The 443-nt window shown below is 45.8% G+C and carries 1 pseudogene; it reads left to right on the top strand.

Annotated elements, in window-relative coordinates:
• A pseudogene (locus tag OGV52_RS01230) lies at window positions 1-443 on the top strand (T6SS immunity protein Tli3 family protein); the annotation flags it as partial.

Below are 443 nucleotides of genomic sequence, written 5' to 3'. Positions count from 1 at the left end.
GCATCTTATATGTCCCCATTTCAGGGGCAAGAGAGAAATTCAGAGGGGAATATGGTCGACAGACCGGAGGGAAAAGAAATAAAAAGAGTGGTGGTGGTTAATAATCAGGCATTTATTACCACTTCGCTGAATCATTTGTATATGAGTTCATACCCTTTTGAGGATCCGCGTCTAAAACCCGGCGGACCGGGTATTGATTATAAATTCTTTGATGACACGTATTATCTCTACAGGCCAGGTAAACATAAATCCAAGGGTAAGTATGTAGACGCTCATATGAGACCTGAATCTCCAGGTGCGGCCTGGGGGACGGTCGTTTTTATGAAAGCTGCTTTAGCCCATTTAACGGAGGGTTATAAGGCAAATTATCAAAACCTGCCCGACAAAGAACCGGAGGTGGTGGGCTATAAGGGATGGACCCGGATGCGCTGTGACCTGGATGC

Origin of the sequence: Citrobacter sp. Cb041, assembly GCF_030336655.1 — a bacterium.
In the GTDB taxonomy this organism is placed as follows: domain Bacteria; phylum Pseudomonadota; class Gammaproteobacteria; order Enterobacterales; family Enterobacteriaceae; genus Citrobacter; species Citrobacter braakii.
Note: the sequence above shows the minus strand (reverse complement) of the source record. Positions and strands in the feature narration are given on the sequence as shown.